The organism is Kouleothrix sp. 19917, assembly GCF_057073505.1.
In genome coordinates this window covers 7754171-7771748 of sequence record NZ_CP097099.1, presented here as the reverse complement: position 1 = coordinate 7771748, position 17578 = coordinate 7754171, and the positions used below count along the sequence as shown (strand labels likewise).

General features: G+C 61.6%; 14 protein-coding genes. 8 read left to right on the top strand and 6 right to left on the bottom strand.

Annotated features, from left to right (window positions below):
* Nucleotides 1–16 precede the first annotated feature (16 nt).
* Both M1P90_RS31195 and mvaD read left to right on the top strand, forming a co-directional pair.
* On the top strand, nt 17–1276 hold the full coding sequence (locus M1P90_RS31195) for an alginate lyase family protein (RefSeq protein WP_483699659.1): 1260 nt from the start codon (nt 17–19) through the stop codon (nt 1274–1276).
* A 68-nt stretch (nt 1277–1344) separates the two neighbouring features.
* A complete protein-coding gene (mvaD, locus tag M1P90_RS31190; protein ID WP_483699658.1) occupies nt 1345–2364 on the top strand; it encodes a diphosphomevalonate decarboxylase in 1020 nt (339 codons plus the stop codon).
* A gap of 94 nt (nt 2365–2458) precedes the next feature.
* Here the strand turns inward: mvaD and M1P90_RS31185 are convergent, their stop codons facing one another.
* Nucleotides 2459–2815: a DUF952 domain-containing protein gene (locus M1P90_RS31185; RefSeq protein ID WP_483699657.1), complete on the bottom strand. Its 357-nt coding sequence runs from the start codon at nt 2813–2815 to the stop codon at nt 2459–2461.
* A 237-nt stretch (nt 2816–3052) separates the two neighbouring features.
* Between M1P90_RS31185 and M1P90_RS31180 the strand changes: the two genes are divergently transcribed.
* Entirely contained in the window at nt 3053–4528 is a 1476-nt protein-coding gene (locus tag M1P90_RS31180; RefSeq protein ID WP_483699656.1) for a DUF7379 domain-containing protein, read from the top strand.
* A gap of 199 nt (nt 4529–4727) precedes the next feature.
* Here M1P90_RS31180 and M1P90_RS31175 read toward each other — a convergent pair whose 3' ends face one another.
* Nucleotides 4728–7757 (bottom strand): aminotransferase class III-fold pyridoxal phosphate-dependent enzyme, encoded by a 3030-nt coding sequence (locus M1P90_RS31175; RefSeq protein WP_483699655.1) that lies wholly within the window; start codon nt 7755–7757, stop codon nt 4728–4730.
* A 695-nt stretch (nt 7758–8452) separates the two neighbouring features.
* Nucleotides 8453–8617, bottom strand: a complete 165-nt coding sequence (locus M1P90_RS31170) for a hypothetical protein (RefSeq protein ID WP_483699653.1) — start codon at nt 8615–8617, stop codon at nt 8453–8455.
* A gap of 1196 nt (nt 8618–9813) precedes the next feature.
* On the opposite strand from M1P90_RS31170, the gene M1P90_RS31165 reads away from it, so the two are divergent.
* The 5 genes from M1P90_RS31165 (at nt 9814) to M1P90_RS31145 (ending at nt 15643) form a co-directional block, all read left to right on the top strand.
* The gene (locus tag M1P90_RS31165; RefSeq protein WP_483699652.1) at nt 9814–11076 is read left to right on the top strand and encodes a tyrosine-type recombinase/integrase; all 1263 of its coding nucleotides are present in this window, start codon (nt 9814–9816) and stop codon (nt 11074–11076) included.
* Between the two features lie 879 nt (nt 11077–11955).
* Nucleotides 11956–13506 (top strand): hypothetical protein, encoded by a 1551-nt coding sequence (locus M1P90_RS31160; protein WP_483699651.1) that lies wholly within the window; start codon nt 11956–11958, stop codon nt 13504–13506.
* Nucleotides 13475–14299 (top strand): ATP-binding protein, encoded by an 825-nt coding sequence (locus tag M1P90_RS31155; protein ID WP_483699650.1) that lies wholly within the window; start codon nt 13475–13477, stop codon nt 14297–14299. The genes M1P90_RS31160 and M1P90_RS31155 overlap by 32 nt, the downstream gene beginning before the upstream one ends.
* 4 nt (nt 14300–14303) lie before the next feature.
* Complete coding sequence (locus M1P90_RS31150) at nt 14304–15293, top strand: hypothetical protein (protein ID WP_483699649.1); 990 nt, start codon at nt 14304–14306, stop codon at nt 15291–15293.
* Nucleotides 15293–15643 carry a hypothetical protein gene (locus tag M1P90_RS31145; protein WP_483699648.1) on the top strand — a complete coding sequence of 117 codons (351 nt, stop codon included), beginning with the start codon at nt 15293–15295 and terminating at the stop codon, nt 15641–15643. Before M1P90_RS31150 ends, M1P90_RS31145 begins: the two co-directional genes overlap by 1 nt.
* A gap of 231 nt (nt 15644–15874) precedes the next feature.
* Here M1P90_RS31145 and M1P90_RS31140 read toward each other — a convergent pair whose 3' ends face one another.
* From M1P90_RS31140 to M1P90_RS31130, 3 genes are all read right to left on the bottom strand, one after another.
* A complete protein-coding gene (locus M1P90_RS31140; RefSeq protein WP_483699647.1) occupies nt 15875–16360 on the bottom strand; it encodes a hypothetical protein in 486 nt (161 codons plus the stop codon).
* A gap of 122 nt (nt 16361–16482) precedes the next feature.
* Nucleotides 16483–17247 carry a polymorphic toxin-type HINT domain-containing protein gene (locus M1P90_RS31135; protein WP_483699646.1) on the bottom strand — a complete coding sequence of 255 codons (765 nt, stop codon included), beginning with the start codon at nt 17245–17247 and terminating at the stop codon, nt 16483–16485.
* A 74-nt stretch (nt 17248–17321) separates the two neighbouring features.
* Nucleotides 17322–17576 carry a DUF7660 family protein gene (locus M1P90_RS31130; protein WP_483699644.1) on the bottom strand — a complete coding sequence of 85 codons (255 nt, stop codon included), beginning with the start codon at nt 17574–17576 and terminating at the stop codon, nt 17322–17324.
* Between the last annotated feature and the right edge of the window lie 2 nt (nt 17577–17578).

Sequence of the window (17578 nt, the reverse complement as noted above, 5' to 3'; positions counted from 1 at the left end):
ATAAAAGGAGAATTTCGTGCCGCATTCCTGCCGCTTCTCCTATCGTCTTGCCCGCACGGTAGGTTCACTGCTCCTGATGGTTCTCGCGCTTGTTCCTTCGTTGGCCGCACTGGCGCAGCCTATTCCCTCCACCCCTCTATTACCCGCACAGCTTCGCAGCGCCGCAGAAGCGCCATTTACGGTGTTTGTGCCAATCGCCCGCCGCCCGCGCCCGCCGCTGGGGATGATCATTCAGCCCAGCGAGCTGTTGTTCGCAAAAGCGCAGTACGATGCGCGGATCGAGCCGGCGCGCACTGCGGTCCGTTCGCTCTTCAAAAACGCGGACGAGGCCATGGGCGACACGCCCTGCGCCGTGAGCGTTTATACAAACACTGTGAAACAAGGCTACGACTGCCTAAATCTTGCGTCGGAAAACGCCTACCTGCTGGCGGTTGCATACCGAATGACGGGCAACACCGCGTATAGCGACAAGAGCGCTGAGTTTATCCGCGTCTGGATGCGGACACTTACCACAATTAACGGTGGCGAAAAACAATCGAATCTTGACTGGAGCCGGCTGATGCCGGCCATGATCTGGGGCGCCGATTTGCTCACCAGCACGCCAGGCTGGGGTGAAGGCGACCGTGCCGAGTTTATTGCGTTTCTGCGCAAATTCGCGCTGCCGCAGGCCGAAATTGCCGCTCGGCGCACAAACAACTGGGCCGACGCGGGCAATCTGCTCTGGCTCAGCGTGGCGGTGTACGCCAACCTGCCGGGCGAGCGCAGCGCCGCCATCGCCAACTGGAAAAAGCTTCTCGACGGCCAGCCGGATACCAGCAGCGCCGCGACTGCGGATGACTCATGTATCGACAACGACTGGATCTATGGCATGTGCCGCGATGGCTCGATCACCGAGGAAAATCGCCGCGAGGACCCGCTTTCCTACAACCAGGTGGCAATGAGCATGAAAACCGTGTTCGCCGAAGTCCTGCGGCGGCAGGGCGACGGCTCGCTGTACACCTATCGCACGCCACGCGGCGTGGGGCTGAAAAACGGCTGGGATTTCCTGGCACCCAAGGTCATGGATGCATTTACCAAGCGCTGCACCTGGCCCTACCCTGCGAATAGTTGTGTACCGCCAGCGAACCGCTCGGGCTGGGAGGTGGCGTATGCCTACTGGCGCTCGCCAGCCTACCTGCCCGTGCTGGCCGAACACCGGCCCTACACATGGTCGAACTGGGCCGACCCGGGCTACAGCACGGCGCTGTATGGCAGCCTGAACCTGCTGGGCCAGTAGCGCAAACGGCGGCACGCGCCGATGTGGTATGCTATGGCGTAATTCTGCACGGGAGCATGAGAACGCCTATGAGCACAACCACTTCTGCTACGGCAATTGCGCCGGCGAATATTGCCTTTATTAAATACTGGGGCGTGCAGGATGCCGCCCGCACCCTGCCGTTCAACGGCTCGATCTCGCTGAACCTCGACACCTGCCTGACGACGACCAGCGTGACCTTCGACCCCGACCTGCCCGACGACGAGGTGACGATCACGCTGTTCGGGCAGGCCGCCGCGCCCGCGACTGGCCGCCCGCGCGAGCGCGTGGTGGCCCAGCTCGACCGGCTGCGTGGGCTGGCGGGCGTGGCGGCGTGCGCTCGCGTGGAATCGGCCAACACCTTTCCGTCGGACGCGGGCATTGCCTCGTCGGCGGCGGCGTTTGCCGCCCTGACGCTGGCGGGCGCTGCTGCCCTGCGGCTCGATCTCGACGAGCGCCAGCTCACCATCCTGACGCGCCACGGCGGCTCGGGCTCGGCTTGCCGCTCGATTCCAACCGGCTATGTCGAGTGGGTCATTCCCGAAGGGCCATTTGATGCGGGGCGCTGGGACACGGAATCGTATGCGGTGAGTCTGGCCCCACCCGAGCACTGGGCGCTGGCCGATGTGGTGGCGGTGGTCGATGCCGGAGCGAAAAAGATCGGCAGCGCCGAAAACCACCAGCTTGCCGTCACCAGCGCCTACTTCCCCACGCGCCTGGCCGAGATCCCGGCGCGCATGGCCGCCACGCGCACGGCCATCGCCACCCGCGATTTCGAGCTGCTCGGCACAACCATGGAGGCCGACGCAGTTTCCATGCACGTCGTCTGCATGACCTCGACGCCGCCTTCGTTTTACTGGAACAGCGGCACGCTGGCGGTGATCCACGCGGTGCGGGCATGGCGCGCCGAAGGCTTGCAATCGTACTTCACGATTGACGCCGGGCCGAATGTGCATGTGATCTGCGCGGCGGCCGACCGCGCCGAGGTCGAGCGGCGGCTGCGCGAGCTGCCGGGCGTGCAGTTCACGATTGCGAACAACGCCGGCGCGGGCGCTCGCGTCGTTGGGTAAACTCCTGTTATAAACACGAAGACACGAAGGCACGAAGATTCATGAGTCTTCGTGCCTTCGTGTCTTCCTGGTAAAGAATCGGACGAAATAGCTTCTACCAGCCCACAAACGCGCCATCGGCTGCGCGCTGAACCGCGCGCACATCCACAATCGCCGCGCGGTCGATTGGGCCGTAGATGTGCGGGAACAGCGGCGCTAGCTGCGGGCCGGCATTCGGCGCGGGGTCGGCGGGCGCTTCCCAGCGCAGCGGCGCGCTCAGCCGCTCGGGGTCGATCAGCAGCATCACGAAATCGCCGGGCGCGCCCCGGTAGAAGCGGTTTGCCACGGCCAGCATGGTATCGCTTTCGCCGGTGCAATGCACAAAACCGTCGGCAGCGAACTCGGCGGGCAAATAAGGCTGTTCGGCGGGCCAGGCGTGCCAGCGCTCGGCCGGCGCAAGGTGGTAGATCATGTGTTCCCTTCACTTTCGTCGTGCGCGTTTTCAAGCGGCGCGTAGCATAGCATATTCTGTGCCATCAGGAGAAAAAGGTGCTTGCAAACTATTAAAGGTATGATATAATCCCATTATCTCCTTCTCCTCTCTTCTCTTGCTTCAGGGGTCTGGTTCGCCAGGCCCCTGAAGCATTTTTTCTGCCAAATGGTACAATGGCGCATACCACTGGAATGTCACTATTCCAAGGAGGTTCGTATGCCCGCAATACCCCCAAACTCACCGCCGATCGACCTGACGCCCAAACTTCAGTTGCAGCCAGCGCCGGCCTGGCATGGCAGTGTGAATGTCGCGCCAAAAGACTCGGCGGTGCTGAGCGAGCGCGACCTGCCGCCGATCACGGCGCCGCTGCAGGTGTTTGCGCCCGCCGAGCCGGCAATTACGCTGGATGTGCAGGCGCCGCCCGCCACGCGCACGCTTGGCGACGAAGCGGCCGATGGCGCGCTGGAATACCGGCCCAGCGAGGCGGCGGTGTATGCGCTGCTGCAAGAAGTACACACGCCCGACGGCATCATCTACGACGTGACGCTGCCCGAGCGTGGCACGGTGGCAACCCGCACGCTTGGCGACGAAACGCCCACGGTGCTGCGCTTCCCGGTGCATCCAGTCGCTGGCGATGGCGGGCCCGGCCCACGCGCCCGCGCGCGCACGCTGGGGCTGGAAGACGCGATTGGCGGCGCGGTGGCTGGCGTCGTGACCAAGCGCGTGTTGCAGGTCATCCGCAGCCCGCTCGACAAAGCGCTGCTGGCGACGGTGCGCCACTTCGAGCCCGAGCCGGTGGTTTCTTCGCATGGCAGCAATGGCTGGCAGCGCCTGCAAGGCTTCGAGATGTGGCGCAATCTGCTGCCCGCCGGCGGCGAGCGACGCGTGCTGCTGTATGTGCACGGCTTTGGCAGCTCGGTGGCGGGCAGCGGCGGCGGGCAATTCGTGCCCGATCTGGCGAGCGGCTACGATGCCGTGATCGGCTACGACCACCCGACCGCCACGCGCACGCCGCTGGAAAATGCCCGCACTCTGCTGGAAATGATCCCCGACGACCTGCAGCTGAGCGTCGATCTGGTGGCGCACAGCCGCGGCGGACTGGTAATCCGCAGCCTGGTCGAGCTGATTGACAGCACGCCGAAATTCCGCCCGCGCCGCCTGCTCACGGCTGGCTCGCCGCACGCCGGCACACGCCTGGCCGAACCGGCGCGCTGGGATCGGCTGGTGTCGGTGGGGCTGACGCTGGGCAGCTGGCTGGGGACGCTGAGCGGCGCGGGCTTCTGGGCACCGGCGCTGCTGGAGCTGGTGCTGAAGGCCGCCGCGCAAAGCACCTTCGACCTGCCCGGCATCGCCGCCATGACGCCTGGCAGCGGCTTCCAGAAACAGATCAATGCGGCCAACCCGGCGGGCGTGAATGATCGCGTGCCCTACGCGGCCGTCACCTCCAGCTTCGCAATTTCGGATGTGATGCAGCAGGGCTTCAAGCAGGCATTTGCCGCGCTGGCGATGCAGGTGTTTATGGGCGAAGCGAATGATCTGGTGGTGAATACTGCCAGCGCGCTCGACATCGACGCCGGCTCGCGCACCTTCACCGCCGACCAGCAGTTTCGCGCCGCCGTCGATCATTCCAGCTATTTTCAGGATGCGGGCGTGCAGGCCTTTATTCGGCAGCACCTCGCGCCGGGCGGGTAAGCCAGGTATGGGTGTATGCAATACACCCATACCTGGCTTACCCGCTACCTGGCTTACCCGCCCTTGACATATGCAATACGCCCGCTGCTGAAGCACGGGCATTGAGGCACGGGCATTGAGGCACGGGCATTGAGGCACGGGCATTGAGGCACGGGCATTGAGGCACGGGCATTGAGGCACGGGCGTATTGCATACGCCCTCACACGCGCGCGAAATCTTCGGCCAGAATATCGTCGAGGGCGGCGAGCAGCGCGTCGGCGTCGGCGCGGGCGAACACCAGCGGTGGGCGGATTTTGATGACGTTGTGGAACGGGCCGTCGGTGCCGGCCAGAATGCCGCGCTCGCGCAGGCGATTGACGACATAGGACGCAATCTCGGCGGCAGGCTCTTGCGTGGCGCGGTCGCGCACCAGCTCAAGCCCCAGGAACAGCCCCATACCCCGCGCGTCGCCAACGGCCGTGTGGCGGGCGGCCAGCGCTCGCAAGCCGCCGAGGGTGTACTCGCCCACCTGCTGTGCATTTGCCTGCAACTTCTCTTCTTCCAACACATCCAGCACCGCCAGCCCAGCCGCGCAGGCCACCGGGTTGCCGCCAAAGGTGCTGAAGAACTCCATGCCGTTGTCGAACGCCGCCGCGATTTCGGGCGTGGTGACCACTGCCGCCAGCGGGAAGCTGTTGCCAATCGGCTTGCCCAGCACCACAATATCAGGCACCACATCCTGCGTCTGGAAGCCCCAGAACTGCGTGCCCAAACGCCCAAAGCCCACCTGCACCTCGTCGGCAATGCACAAGCCGCCCGCAGCGCGCACGTATTCGTAGGCCGTGGCGAGGTAGCCGGGCGGGAAAACGATCTGCCCGCCGACGCTTGGCAGCGTCTCGGCAATATAGCCGCACAGGCCGCGCCCCTGCGCCTGCACGCCCGCGATCAGATCGCCAACGTGGGCGGCATATTTCGGCCCGGCCTGTGGGTCGCCGCGCCGGTACGCGCCGCGATAGTCGTCGGGGATGAGCGCGATATGCACCCAATCGGGCTGGCCCGCGCCGCCCGGCCCGTTGAACTTGTAGGGGCTGATGTCGATCAGGGCGTTGGTGTGGCCGTGGTAGGCCGCGTCGAGCACGATCATGTCGCGCTGGCCGGTGAAAGTGCGCACCAGGCGCAGCGCCAGCTCGTTGGCCTCGCTGGCCGAGTTGAGGAAGTAGCACACCCGCAGCGGCGCGGGCATCAGGACCGTCAGGCGCTCGGCGTAGCGCACAATCGCGTCGTGCAGGTAGCGCGTGTTGGTGTTCAGCAGGGCCAGCTGCGCCTGCGCGGCACGCACCACGCGCGGGTGGCTGTGGCCCACCAGCGGCACGTTGTTGTACACATCCAGAAAGGCGCGGCCAGTGTCGTCGTAGAGGTATTGCCGCCAGCCACGCACGATCTTCAGCGGCTCGCGGTAGGAAATGCTCAGGTTGCCGCCCAGCAGCGCCCGCCGCGCAGCGAGTGTTTCGCCCAGGCTTGGCGCGGGCGCGGGGAAACGCTCGGCTGGGATGCCCAGGATCGCGTTCGGATCGGGCGAGAGGCTGCGCCACAATGCGCGCCCGCTGGCGTAGGCCACGCCGGGGAAATCGCGCCCAAAGTCGAGCAGGTCGGTGATGATCTGGAAATGCAGGTGCGGCGGCCAGTCGCCGTTGGTGGGCGGCGCGCCGATCACGCCAATCTGCTGGCCGCGCTGGACTGGCTGGCCGGCTTGGACCATCGTCAGCGTTTCTTCGCCCAAATGGCCATAGAGCGTGAAGAAGGGCGTGCCGTCGCCGGCCATGTGGCGCAGCACCACCAGCGGGCCGTAGTCCTTGGGCGCGGCGTTGTTCGCCACCAGCTCGACCGTGCCGGCCAGCGGGGCATAGACTGGCGCGCCCGCTTCGATCCACAGGTCGATGCCAAGGTGAATTGTGCGGTGCTCGTCGAGCGCGCTTGCGCCAGAGGCGAAGGCCGGGCTGGTGTAAATCAGGCGCGGCTCGTCGTAGCGGCCGATGCCATAGCGCGCGCTATGCTCCTGCATCTCGCGCCAGAGCGTTTCGGTCAGCGCGGCCGTTTCTGCGCTGTGCGGGTCGGCCCCCAGCAGCAGGCTGCCCACGCTCAGGTCGAATGTAACGCTCGGCGCGGCGTCAAGGTCGAAACCCAGCACCGGCGCGCACTCCTGCGCCCGCAGCCACTCGACCACCGCAGCACTGCGCGGCACGGGCGGCAGGCCGCAGGCGGCGCGCAGGGTGTAGTGGGCAAAGCGCGGGTTGTTCGCCAGCAAACGTTCGAGCGCGTCCCAGGCCGGCGCTTCGCTGATCGTCACGTAGGGGTCGTCGGGCAGCAGGGCGGCGCGCTGCGCGGAGTTGACCACGCTCACGGCCAGGCGCGCGCACACCAGCGCGAACAGCACGGCCACTTCTTCTTCGGCCAGCGGCAGCGCGGCGTGGTAGCCCGCCGCGACCTCGGCCACTGCCGCCAGCGGATCGGGCGTGCCGAGCGCGGCGTAGGCCGCCGCAATCGCCAGCTCGCCCACCGTGGCCGTGTGCATGATGTCGCCAAAGTCGATCACGCTCAGCGCGGCGCGGGCAATGCCGGGCGGGCCGACCAGCACGTTGTAATCGTTCGCGTCGCCGTGAATCACGCTCTGGCGCAGCCCGGCCAGCGTGGGCGAAATTTCATCGTACAGCGCCAGCGCCTGCGCCACCAGCGCGCGCCGCTCGGGCGCGGCAACGGCATCGAGCGATTCACGAACCCAGCCGGCGCGCAGGAGATCCCACTTTAGCTCGCGATGCGCCGCCGGGTGCTCGAAATCCCCAAGCGCGGCGTCGATGCGGCCAAGCAGCTGGCCCAGGCTGCGCCGCAGGGCGGGCGTGTGCGGGCGGGCGTGTGCGTACAGCTCGCCGGGCACGTAGCTCAGCAGCCACACCAGCCGCGCCGCGCCGCTCGCATCGGTAATGGCGGAGATTGTCGCGCCGTCGAGCGCGGGCAACACGCGGGGCAGCGCCAGCTCGGGCGCGCGCTCGGCCAGGTGCGCCAGTGCGCCGCACTGCGCCGCGATCAGCGCAGCCTCGCGGTCGGCGTGCATGATCTTCAGCACATAGACCGCGCCGTCGGCAGCCTGGAGGTGGAAGTTGTCGTCGTACTCGCCGGGCAGCGGCTGGGCTTCCGCCACAATGCCATAGAGCGTTCGGGCGGCCTGCGCCGCCTCGGCAGGGGTGAATTTCACAGGTGCTCTCGCTTCCTTCAAACGGTGTGCGCCTATGGTAGCGATAGTGGGGGAATTTGCAACTCGCTCGGGCCGCGAGGGCCGCAGGCAGTGCCTGCCCCATGCCAATTTGCTCAGGCCGCAGTGCCTTCTTTTGCATCTTTGCCAGTGCCAGCTTCATGCCAGTTTGCTCGGGCCGCAAGGCCGCCGGGGCTACGCCGCCCCTGCACCCGGCGCTGGGGCTTGCGCCCCGAACCCCGAATTTAATGTGGGTATCAAGCGCGAGGTTTGGCTGTCATGCCTCCGTTGTGCCATTGGGCTGGCAACGGTCGAATGATGGCGTACCAGCTTTCTAATCAACTCTTTCATTCATTTTCGATGCCGGCTGTAAGCACAACGGAGGCATGACCGCAGATCATTTCGTCAGCCGGCCACGCTCTTTTTGGGGTTCGGGGCAGCGCCCCGACGGCGGGGTTGTTAGGGGCGGGCGGCCGCCCCTAACCGCGGGGAACGGGGCCGCGCAGGCCCCGACTTAATACCGCGATTGGGGCAGAGGGGCGAAGCGCCCGATAAAAAGCAAAAAGCACCCTAAACGCGGGGAATGGGGCCGCGCAGACCCCGGCTCAATACCCAGAGCGGGGAACGGGGCCGCGCAGGCCCCGACTCAATCACCCGAGCGGGGTGCAGGGGCAAAGCTCCCCGCCAAACGCGGGAGGCTACGCCGCACGGCGCGAAAGAAACAGAAACGCAAGCGCCACCAGCAGCAGCCCCCAGTTCCAGAAGGTGCCCGGCGCAAGAAAGATCGCGCCAACCGACGCGACGACGAAGAGCAGACCAAGCAGCGCAAAGAGCTTGCGCAGGTTGAGTTCCTGGAGGTTCATGGTACTTTCTTTCTCACGGGCGAAGTGGTCGCGGCGTATTGCATACGTCGCCGTGCAGCGTATTATACGCTGTCTGTATTTGGATGTCTGGGCGGACCTGCGTGTCCGCCGCGCCCCACCTACGCAGTACCTGCGAGTATACCAGTTTGCTCAGGCCGCAAGGCCGCAGGGGCTCACGCCGCCCCGGCACCCGGCGTCGGGGCTATCGCCCCGAACCCCAAATTTGATGTGGGTATCACAGGTCAAGCTTGTCTGTCATGCCTCCGTTGTGCCAAAAGCTGGCAACAGTCGAATGATGATGTACCAGCTTTCTATATCCACTCTTTCACTGATCGTTTGATGCCGGCGGTGAGCACAACGGAGGCATGAACGCAGATCATTTCGTCAGCCGGCCACGCTCTTTTTGGGGTTCGGGGCAGCGCCCCGACGGCGGGGTTGTTAGGGGCGGGCGGCCGCCCCTAACCGCGGGGAACGGGGCCGCGCAGGCCCCGACTCAACCACCCATCGAGGTGTAGGGGCGAAGCGGCCTGCGAAAAGCCCCCTAACCGCGGGGAACGGGGCCGCGCAGGCCCCGACTCAATACCCAGAGCGAGGGTACGGGGCGAAGCGCCCTGGGCAAAGGCGTATCGCATACGCCCAAAAAAAGGACAAAGCGAAAGCCCCGGACGCCATTGTCCAGGGCCTTCTGATGCTGGCTCCCCGACCAGGATTCGAACCTGGAACCTACTGATTAACAGTCCGGCGCAGCGCCATCCGCGCGCGTTCGCAGGCATCTTTTTCCGCATTCCAATCAGGTTTTGTGGGAACATCTCGTTCGCCGCTATCTGCCCATTTTTGTCCCTCTGGCTACATGATTGGCTACATGCAGGAGGGGATGTTCAGGGCTTTCAGGAGCGCTTTTCGTCGCCTGTCCGCACGTATACCTGTGCATACGCCTGCGCGCCAATAGCCATAGCCCAGCATAGCTTTCCAAAACGCCTGATGCTCTCTGCGGAGAGTGTCGGGCGTTTTGTGCTTTCTGTCAAGTGCGGCACTCCATGGGATGACAGAGCCAATCCAGGACACCGCTACAGAGGGAGAGATGCAGCTCCTTCCATTATATATACGACGACCAGGCGCATTGCACATGCCGTCTTGGACGACTCGCTCTCCAGACAGACTGGAGATATTCATACGCCTGATAGGAGACGGACCCAATGAGTAGTCGCAGAGGAAAAGGCGAGGGTGGCATCTACCAGCGCGAAAGTGACGGGAAGTGGTGCGCTACGGTCGATCTGGGTTTTGTGAATGGCAAGCGTCGCCGCAAGACCGTGTACGGCACAACGCGCAAGGATGTCGCCGACAAGCTTAGGGCGCTACAGCGCGATCAGGCTGCGGGGGTGTCGCTGGTGGTCGAGCGGCAGACGGTTGAGCAGTTTCTCAACCGCTGGCTGGATACGATCGTGCGGCCCCACCGACGCCCCAAAACGGCAGCCAGCTATACGGAGGTTGTGCAGCGCTACCTTATTCCACGACTGGGTCGCTACCAGCTCTCCAGGCTCTCGCCGGAGCAGGTTCAGGCAGCTATCAACGATCTCCTGACGCGCGGCAGACGCAACGGCGGGCCGCTGGGCGCACGCACGGTGGAGTACGCGCAGTCCGTCTTACAGCGCGCGCTCAACCAGGCTCTGCGCTGGGGGCTGATTATGCGCAATGTGGCCATCCTGGTCGAGACGCCACGGGTCGAGCGTAAGGAGATGGCGGTACTCAGTCACGTGCAGGGGCAGCGTCTGCTCACCACTGTAGCCGGGCATCGCTATGAGGCGCTCTACCATGTGGCGCTGCTGCTCGGGCTGCGCAAGGGCGAGATCATGGGGCTGCGCTGGCAAGACATTGACTTTGCGGCCCATACGCTGCAGGTCATACAGACGATCCAGCGCGTTGGGGACAGGATCGTGATTGCCCAGCCCAAGACCCGCAGCGGCGTGCGCGTGCTGCCCATGCCGAACAAAGTCGAGCGCGTATTGGCTATGCATGCAGAGCGCCAGGCTGAAGAGCGCGCACGGCGCGAGGACTGGGAAGACCATGGGCTGGTCTTTCCCTCGGAGCGCGGCACGCCACTGGAGCCGCGCAGCCTGGTGCGCCACTTCAAGGCGGTGCTGGAGCAGGCGGGCTTACCAGAGATCCGCTTTCACGACCTACGCCACTCCTGCGCAACCATGCTGATCGCGCAGGGCGTTCACCCGCGCATCGTGATGGATATCATGGGACACTCCCAGATCGGGCTGACCATGAATACCTATGGGCATGTGCTCCCGGAAACCCGCCGTGTGGCAGCTAGAGCGATGGATAGCCTGTTCCAGGCGACTGACGAAGACACGGCAAAGCCGGAGCCGCCAGCGAAACCCCAGAAGGGGCTAAAGACCCTGCGGGAGCGCAAAAGTTTAAGCGAGAGGTACAGCTATGCCGTTACATTTTAACGACCAGGGGTATCATGCATCTGTTTCACATGAAAGGCATATTGAGCGTAGTGCCGTTCTGGGCTTTCCTGATGCCGCAAACCAGCGCTCCGAGAACGCCTTACACATGCCCTTTTTGGAAAAAGCAGTGGCACTTTTCAAAATTCCGCGTGCCAGCGTACGCCGTTGTACTCACGAATTCGCGGAGTTTGGCTACACGTTTGGCTACATTTTTGGCTACATGAGGGGGGTAAACGGGCAAAAAGGCGCGATCAGCCATGGTCGCCGATCGCGTCCTAATGCCTTAAAATGTGGAGCGGGTGATCGGGCTCGAACCGACGACATTCTGCTTGGAAGTCAGATTTGGGCCAATTCGCGCGTGTCCGCACACGTACTTTTCCGCATTCTAGTCAGGATCGGGTATCTGCCCACATCCGCCCATGTACGCCCATTTTCATCACTTTGGCTACATGTTTGGCTACATGAAACCGGAGCTATTGACCGCATCCTGAAGCGCTATTACGTATGTACACGTGCGCACAAATCGAACCTTCGATCTCCGTCGGAACGACCTACCCCGTCTCTTTTCACCAGATACCCGATGCGCTTGCGAGAACGTAGTAGCTACCAGGTGCCTCCAAGACCTGGAGATTGCCCACACCTTCCGGCACCGATACCACCTTAGCGCCTGCCTGATTACTCTCGGATAAACTCTTCTGCCGTGAGCAATAACATGGGAGCAAAAAGGCTCATCGACACCGGCTGCCAAACCCGTCGAAGAGCCTCCCCCTGCGCAGGTAGCTGAAGCTTTTCAGCCACCCGGCCTCGTGTTGCCGCTCACTAGAGCACCCACGGAATCGCGTGTCAAGACGCCTTCCAGGTGTGAAGGAGCACTCTCTGATGTCCTCTCCGAAGCAGGTGGGCCAGCTATTGCCTACCTCTAATCAACGACAGATCGCAGCACCCATCGCCGAACGGGTGCGGCCTTATCTGCGTATTCCCGAAAAACTACTACGAGCGTTCGTGTACGACCCATTGGCAATAGGAGTCTACATTGCAGTCGCCCGTTGCGCACTGACCGAGCGCGGCCCTGCACCACTTTCCGCAAATGACCTGGCAGCATGGTCTGGCAACCATCATAGCCGTGCCGCGATTATGCGACGCATTCAGCAGCTCATTGCCACGGGCTGGCTCCTCGCTCTACGGGAGCAAACGGTCAAACTTCGCCTGCTGCCGACCTGGGGCAACCACTGCTGGCAGTTCAACGATCTACGACTTGGAAAACCTGCTGATGTCCATACGCGGCGTGTTCCGCTCGACCTCCTCGATAGTTACCTGGGAAGGTGCGACGCACAGCCAGGGCGGCGACCCGCCCTGATTACACGCTACTTCGACCATCCGCTGCTCGATCTCGTTGACATCGGGACATACGCGATTGCGACAATTGCTGAGATCATGCCAACGGAGCGGTTGTGGCAGTTTGGGCTGCTGCGAGACGGCGAGCCTCAGATACCACAAAATCTGGATGACCTGCTCACCGCAGTGGCTGATGGCCATGTGCGATGTGGAGGGGAAGGTGAGCAGGCCACTATTCGCCTCAGTACCTTCGGTTGGCGCAGATTGCGGCGGTCTTCAGACGGTGATCTCTCCGATGACGAGCGTGATTGCCAGAGCAGATCAGCGAGCGAATCACCGAGTGGATCGCTTAGCGGATCGCTTAGCGGATCACTGAGCAGATCAGCGAGCGGATCGAAAAAGCCTGCGTCAGGAACCATCGTGTATTCCCTTCCAGAACGTCCAAAAGCCCGTGTACGTGAGACAAGCACATCGTATGCATGGGATTCATGGAATTCAAGGACGGAAGGAATGAATCCACCGCCAGGGGATCAGGGAGGTGGCGGTGGTAGTTCGCTCGTTCAGCAGCATCAGCAAAAACCGGCAACCAGCGCTGCCGTCAGTCCCGAAGTCGAAGCCATACTCCGCGCCATGGGCGTGCGAAACCTGGCGGCGCTCGCAGGTGTTCCGGTAGCGCTCATTGCGCAGTGGCAGGCAGTGGTCAGCCATCCAGGCATGCAGGCACGCTTCACCGACCCGGTTGGCTTCGCTATCACGCAGATGAAGCAGCGACTATCTCCGCCCCTCCCTGACGAGCTGGAGCGCTGGGCAGCACATGCGCAGCGCAAGGACATGAGCCAAGCATGGCGGCATATCGCGCCGGTTGAAGCTCCACCCGACAACGAACACCAGGTATTGCTTGCGGAGCGGGCTCGCGCAATTGCTCCGCCAGGGACCAGTGGGCAGGCGCTGCTGGAGCTCTTCACGCTGCTTACGGAAGGTGTGAGCGAGACGGAAGCCCTGGAGCGAATCGCGCGCAGGAAGGTAGTCGACGATTCTCAGCACAGCAACGAGGAGGTGTACCGTGCGCTCATTGCACGCAGCGCCCGACGCTGAGACGCCACAGCCCATCAGCATGGCCGACTTTCGCCTGCTCGCTCAGTCAGGGTCAGCCCAGGAAACCGAAGAGCCCACCAAACCCGAAGCATGTGCGGCGTGCGATGGGTTCGGCTGGCTGACTAGGCAGGTGCCATATGGGCATCCCGACTTCGCGAAGCTCTTTCCCTGCCGCTGCAAGCAGGCCGAGATCGAAGGCAAGCGCCGGGCGGAGCTAGAGCGTCTGAGCAACCTGGCGGCATTTCGGGACAAGACCTTCGCCAGCTTTGACCAGCTTGTGCCTGGTGTCCAGGTCGCCTACCAGCGAGCAGAAACCTTTGCACGTCGCCCGGAGGGCTGGCTGACCCTGCTTGGTCCCTACGGCTGTGGTAAGACGCATCTGGCTGCGGCGGTCGCCCACGCGGTGCTCGCTCACGGCGTGCCGGTGCTCTTCGTGGTCGTACCCGACCTGCTCGACCACCTGCGCGCCACCTTCAGCCCGGAAAGCACCGTTTCCTACGACGAGCGCTTCGACCTGGTGCGCAACGTGGGATTGCTGGTGCTGGACGATCTGGGTACCGAGAGCGCAACGCTGTGGGCGCGGGAAAAGCTCTACCAGCTCATCAACCATCGCTACAACGAGCGACTACCAACCATCTTCACCAGCAATGTGCGGCTCGACCAGCTTGACCCGCGCATCGCCTCACGTATGTACGATCCCGCGATCAATGGGGAGGTCATTCCTATCCAGGCGGCAGATTACCGCCGCCGGTTGAGCACGACAACAGCATCTGACCAGCAGCGAAAGGGATAACACCATGAACCTGGCAGGACACGGCCCGAACATTGGGCATGGCTATGTGAAGTACGTCATCATCGACCGCGACGGCGTGGAGCGCGAGCCGGTCATCTTCCCCGCAATGGTTGGTCGTGCCGCGCGAATGGTTGCTGGCGCGATTGCCAGGGCTGAAACGGTCGAGCATGCGAACGCCACCTGGTGGGTCGGCGAAGATGCCCTGCTGGCACCCTCGCCGCTCACCATCCTGGCGCAGGAGCGTCTCCTCGACCCAGCCTTTATTCCGGTGCTGGTGCATGGCGCGCTCCAGCGGCTAGGCGTGATGAACAGTGGGCTCCCCGGCTACTGCGTCACGGGTCTCCCAGCGACCTGGGCGAGTGATGTCGAGAAGGCCAAGCTGCTGGGCGAGCACCTGCGCGCGGCGCACAGTGGCTACACGGGCATTCGGGTCATTCCCGAACCACTGGGACTGGTCTATGCTGCTGCCCTGGACAACCACGGTCAGATCGTCGGCGACCCGGCCTTGCTCAATGGGCAAGTCGCAGTGATCGACCTGGGGCACCACACGGTCGACGTGGCGGTGCTGCGCAAGCTCGTGCCCATTCCCACCAGCCTGGACACCTACAACCTTGGAACTGCACGCCCGCTTCAGCAGATGCGTGCTCATCTCAGCGCCGCCTTCGAGCGCGAGCTTACGCTTTATGAGACTGACCAGGCCATACGCGCAGGCGAGGTGGTAATAGCGGCGAAATCCCGGCAGCTTCCCGCAGGCTGGGATCGACCACTGCGAGAAAACGGTGAGGCGATTGCTGCGCGTCTGGTCGAGGCCTGGGGCAGCGGTGGGCAATTCGATGCGGTGCTATTGGGCGGTGGTGGTGCGGAGATAGAGCAACTCGTCAGTGTCATCCAGCGCCGCTTCCAGCATGCCCAGGTCGTACCGCAGCCGCAGACCGCCATTGCGCGGGGCTATGCGCGCCTGGCGCGACGCTTAGCCAGCGCTAGGGTCACTTGATGACAACGAAGCTGAAAATGCTGCCGGTGCGGGTCAGCCCGGCGCTGCGCGCGCTCATCGATCAGGCCGGGCCGGTGAATGCCGCAACCCGTGCCCTGATCATTCTGGGTGCTGAGGCTGCCGGGCTTGACCTAGATGGAATGGATCGCGAGGTAGCTGGACTGTTGGTGGAGGATTTAGCGTTAGAAGTATTTGATAAGCTGCGACCTCTTTTAGTGCAACCCGAAGCTGGTATTCCGCAAACTATAAACAATGCAAGCATTGAGAGTACAGGGCAATGCAGTGCGCAACCTGATCAATCAATAATGCACTCGGACGACCCGTTCGCTGTAATCGGTGTCGAGGTTTAGTCAATACCAATTGATGGGTAATCTAACTATCGCGAGTTTATCATCGACTTCTGTACATATGTGTGACAAAACAACGCTTCTTGATGGAGTTCTAAATGAAACAAACACGCGCAAGATAGACATTAATACATACGAGGTAGATTACCCATCTGCAGCCAGTCTGGTTAATGCCAAAAGCATCACCTGTGAAGCTACTCGTCACTTTTGCCTCAAAATTATGGATAAATTTGGCTACAGCTGAGTAGGAGAAGGTAAGTCTGTTCCAAGAACCCAATATTCTGGATACTCTGGGTGCGGCATTCGAAAGTATAAGGTTTCAGTATCGCTTCTTATCGTACCTAACTGAAGCGACTGAAGAAACCGAATAATTGCCTGTTCTATTGCGCTATTTAAGCTACGCTCGAAAAAAAACGTGACATGATAGCGTCCAGCTTTACCACTCAAGATCCCTTGCTCTGGAACATCTAGAGAGAAACTATAAACTGGACCAATCCTGCTGGCCTTACCTTGAATTTGGCGCAGCATGTGACCGCGTCTCGGTTCAGGAGTCTTATTTGTGTCAAGAAAATCAATAAGGCTATCTACTTCATTTTGTGCTAGATCCTGGTAATCGATAGTGACCATCGGGAATGCTTCCGAAAGCCGTTCGAGTACTTTCTGAGGGTCAAACACAGCAACACTTGATCCGTAATAATCAATTTCGGCTGCAATATTCATACTTAGCTCCTCTGATTACTGTTGCATAAGGCTATCAAAAGTGGCTCGAATTTATAATATTCAAGGTCACTCTTGCATGAGATGCACTACAGTACCAAGTGTTATTACTGTAGCGCAAACTCTTACTCTGCATTAGTTTGACGAAAAACACCACCACGTACTTTAGAAAAATCCCTTGGAGCAATAAAGAGTTCAAAAGGATCGATACTATATTGGGGATGCGTATCGTGTAAAACATTTTGTAGAGTTGCACGATCTGCTTCTAGCACGACTGGTTTGCCACCTCGCTCCATTGCCCGCCATTCTGCCCACTGTTGTGCTATTTCGGGATCCGTGGTGACAGAAAAGCCTTTTTGATCATAGACCTGGCTACCACCAGCATTCTGCCACTTGTTGGCGTTAAGTCCATTCGCTTCAATGTCAGCAGCAGAAGCAGCATCTGTCCCATGATAAACTTTAGTGTTGCCTGCACAATCAACATTATGCACCAGCCAGCCTGCTTCACCGACGAAGAAGGTGTGGGCGGTGTCCACGGTGAGATTGTACATCGGCTGGGTACGGCGTTCAATCGCCTTCTGGTCTACCGTCCCGTAGCTGCTGTCCTGCTTACGCACACTGTCGCCCAGACGTAGCTTGCCCGCATCCACCCAGCCACGCATTAGCACGTAGAAGGGATGCTCTGGCGTCGTCTCGATCTGTTCGCCATTGAGGGTGAGCGTTTCGATCAGCGGATCGTTGTGGATCAGGACATCTGTGACGGTGTACGTCCCCGTCGTGCCTAATGCCTCGTTATACGCCAGGACGAGGTCGCCTTCCTTGATCGCGCTAATGGGCGTATCGCCATCAGGCGTTTGTACAGGCGTATCAGCGGCGAAGCTGTTGCACAAAGAAAAAGGCTGACAGCGTGTGTCAGCCAGAGGACTATACTACCGATGACCAATATAGCAGCGCCAAGCTGAGGTTATTCATAAATCTTTGCTGCCAAGAGAAGTTCTCCTATAGTACGCCAATTAGGCGTTTCCGAGAAAGTCTCTCCTCGATTTTTATAATAACCATCAATATCCCGTAACCATGCAGACATTGCTTCTAGAAAAGAATCAATATTGGGGTTTTCCCAGGTATCTGGGTGCTCTATGAAATCTGCACGTAATTTATTTATTAATTCTATCAGTTCCATACGAGTTGTAATTCCTGCTACCTCTTGGTGTAACTCCATTT